The organism is Planctomycetota bacterium (assembly GCA_035574235.1).
GTDB lineage: Bacteria > Planctomycetota > MHYJ01 > MHYJ01 > JACPRB01 > DATLZA01.
In genome coordinates, this window is the sequence record DATLZA010000089.1 from 1 (window position 1) to 2,827 (window position 2,827).

Below are 2,827 nucleotides of genomic sequence, written 5' to 3' on the forward strand. Positions count from 1 at the left end.
CCCCGACTGCGAAATCGCCACCACCAGCGTCTCCGGCCCGAAGGGGGAATCCCCGTATCGAAGCTCGCTCGAAAGCCCCGCCTCCGCCGGCAGCCCCGCAAGCTCCTCCACCGCCACCTTCCCCACCAGGGCCGCGTGCCAAGCCGTCCCGCACCCCGCCAGCACCACCCGCTTCAGGCGCCCCACCGGAAGATCCAGCTCCCCTCCCAGCCCTTCCTCCCGCCCGGCGAATTCCGCCGCCAGCGTCTGCGGCTGCTCGTGGATCTCCTTGAGCATGAAATGCGCATAGCCCCCCTTGGCCGCCCCCTCCGCCTCCCACGAAATCTCTAGGGGACGGCGCCGGCGGCGCTCGAAGCCGCGCCCGAAAATCTGGACCCCGTCCCGGTCCACTTTGGCGACCTCGCCCTCCTCGAGGGGAACGATCCGCCGCGTGTACGGCAGAAGGGCCGAAAGATCGCTCGCCAGAAAATTCTCCCCCTCGCCCAACCCGAGCACGAGAGGACAGTTCACCCGCGCCGCGACCAGAAGCCCCGGGTAATCCGCGAAAATGACCCCCAGGGCGAAACTCCCGCGGATCCGCTCCAGCGCCATCGTCACGGACCGCAGCGGATGCCCTCCGAGCTTGCGGTAGAAATGTTCCACGAGGTGCGGGATGACTTCCGTGTCCGTCGCGGAACCGAAGCGGTGGCCGCGCAGCTCGCGGCGAAGCTCCTGATAGTTCTCGACGATGCCGTTGTGGACGACGGCGATCCGCCCGTCGCAGGAGCGGTGGGGATGGGCGTTTTCTTCGGTCACGCCGCCGTGCGTAGCCCACCGCGTATGTCCCAACCCGGACGAACCCCGCAGCGGACGGGCCCTCAGGCGCTCCACGAGCGCGTCGATCCGCCCGGGGGCCCGCGCCACGTCCAGACCGCGGCCGTTCTGGACCACGACTCCGGCCGAGTCGTATCCCCGATACTCCAGGCGCCGGAGCCCGTCGAGGAGAACCCCGAGCGCCTCCCGGCCGCCGACATATCCGACGATGCCGCACATAGGTCTGCGCGTCCCGATGCGAAACTCGAATCCCCCGGGAGAATCGCGGGGAATTCTACCATCCGACCGCGGCGAAAGCGACAGGCTCGGCCGCTCGTTTGACATCCCGCCGCGGGGCCGATAGCCTCCTCTATTCATGACGGTCGTGGGTCGACTGGCTCCGAGCCCCACCGGCTCTCTTCATCTCGGCAACGCGCGAACCTTCCTCTGGGCGTGGCTCTCCGCCCGCAGCCGCGGCGGAAAGGTCCTCCTGAGAATCGAGGATCTGGATACTCCGCGGGTCAAGCCGGGAGTCGTCGAAAAGATGATCGACGACCTCGCGTGGCTGGGTCTGGACTGGGACGGGGAGGTCGTCGTCCAGAGCGCCCGCCGCGCCTACTACCGCGACATCCACGCGCGGCTCGGCGGACGCCTTTACCCGTGCCGGTGCACCCGCGCGGACGTGGCCGCCGCCCAGAGCGCCCCGCACGAGGGAGACGCGGAACCGCGCTACCCCGGCACCTGCCGGACCTACGCGGGCCCGGCCGTCTGCTGGCGCTTCCGCGTGGATCCCGGGCCGGTCACGTTCGAAGACCGCCTCTTCGGGTCCCAATCGATCGACGTGGCCGCGACCGTGGGGGACTTTGTGGCCGCCAAGGAGCCCGACCGCCCCGCCTACCAGCTCGCCGTCGTGGCCGACGACGTGGCCCAGGGCGTCACCGAAGTGGTCCGCGGCGACGACCTGCTTCCTTCGACCGCCCGCCAGATCCTGATCTACCGCGCGCTCGGGGCGACCCCGCCGGCATGGGCGCACGTCCCGCTCATCGTGGGCCCGGACGGAAAGCGGCTGGCCAAGCGGCACGGCGACGCGAGGATCGCGACGCTGCGGCAGCGCGGCGTGTCTCCGGAACGGATCGTCGGGGCGCTGGCCGAGTGGTCCGGGCTGGGGTCGGGGAAGGCCCGGCCCGGGGATCTCCTGGAGCGCTGGTCCTGGGAGCGGGTGTCCCGGAAGCGCGTGATCCTGACGCCCGACCTTCTTCGCGGCGTAGCGGAGCCGTGACCGCATAACGCGCCGTCCTTGGCGCCGTCTACACGGACGGCGGCCGCGCCTGCCGCGCCGCCGGGAGGTGTGCGCATGAAGGGGGCTGTCTCGCGGGGGCTGGTCCTGGCGGCGGCGCTTCCCCTGGGGGCCGCCTGTGCGAGCGTGTTCCAACCCGGAGTTTCCCGCCAAGAACTGGAAGACGGCGGATATCTCAAGTATGCCCTCTTCGAGTACGAGCGGGAGGGCACGACGTACGTCTGGATCCCCACCTGGCGGGAAAAGCCGGCCAAGCGGATCCTCTTCGGCGGGCTCGTGGCCGACGCCGAAGCCGATCCCGACGGCGCCAAGAGCATCCTCGAATTCCGGGACGGCAGGCTTCTGCGCATCCGGCACCTCGGGACCGACCGGCACGCCTGGGTGGAGGCGCTCCACGAGCCGGGGGCGGAGGCGCTGGGCGCGGAGGGGGCGCCCGCCTGGCGGGAGGCGATCCTGGCGCGGCGCGTGGAGCGGGGAATGCCCCTCGAAGCGGTGCTCCTTTCCTGGGGTGTGCCGCCGCTCGGATCCGAATGGAACCCCGACGTGTACATGACCGCCGCGGATCTGCGGCGGGCCCGGCGGTTGTGGTACCCGGCGGACCCGTCCACGGGCCGCCCCGTCACGGTGAAGCTGGACCCGGAGGGGCGCGTGGAATCCGTCGAGGACGGCCCGCCGGCCGACCCCCGCTGGCGCTCCTGGAGCGGCGGCCGCACGTGGGTCTGGTAAGCCCCGCGCGCC

3 protein-coding genes are annotated in these 2,827 nt (G+C 71.2%); 2 read left to right on the forward strand and 1 reads right to left on the reverse strand.

Annotation, left to right across the window (positions count from 1 at the left end; translation table 11 throughout):
* Nucleotides 1–1,032: isomerizing glutamine--fructose-6-phosphate transaminase (locus VNO22_07610; protein ID HXG61222.1), on the reverse strand; the 1,032-nt coding region annotated here is incomplete at its 3' end.
* Nucleotides 1,033–1,168: 136 nt separating this feature from the next.
* Between VNO22_07610 and gluQRS the strand changes: the two genes are divergently transcribed.
* Together gluQRS and VNO22_07620 are read left to right on the forward strand one after the other, a co-directional pair.
* The gene (gluQRS, locus tag VNO22_07615; GenBank protein ID HXG61223.1) at nt 1,169–2,071 is read left to right on the forward strand and encodes a tRNA glutamyl-Q(34) synthetase GluQRS; all 903 of its coding nucleotides are present in this window, start codon (nt 1,169–1,171) and stop codon (nt 2,069–2,071) included.
* A 75-nt stretch (nt 2,072–2,146) separates the two neighbouring features.
* Complete coding sequence (locus tag VNO22_07620) at nt 2,147–2,815, forward strand: hypothetical protein (GenBank protein HXG61224.1); 669 nt, start codon at nt 2,147–2,149, stop codon at nt 2,813–2,815.
* Nucleotides 2,816–2,827 lie beyond the last annotated feature (12 nt).

Bases quoted from the DNA above. Each gene is read 5' to 3' on its own strand.
- gluQRS (HXG61223.1), top strand. From the start codon at position 1,169: ATGACGGTCGTGGGTCGACTGGCTCCGAGCCCCACCGGCTCTCTTCAT.
- VNO22_07620 (HXG61224.1), top strand. From the start codon at position 2,147: ATGAAGGGGGCTGTCTCGCGGGGGCTGGTCCTGGCGGCGGCGCTTCCC.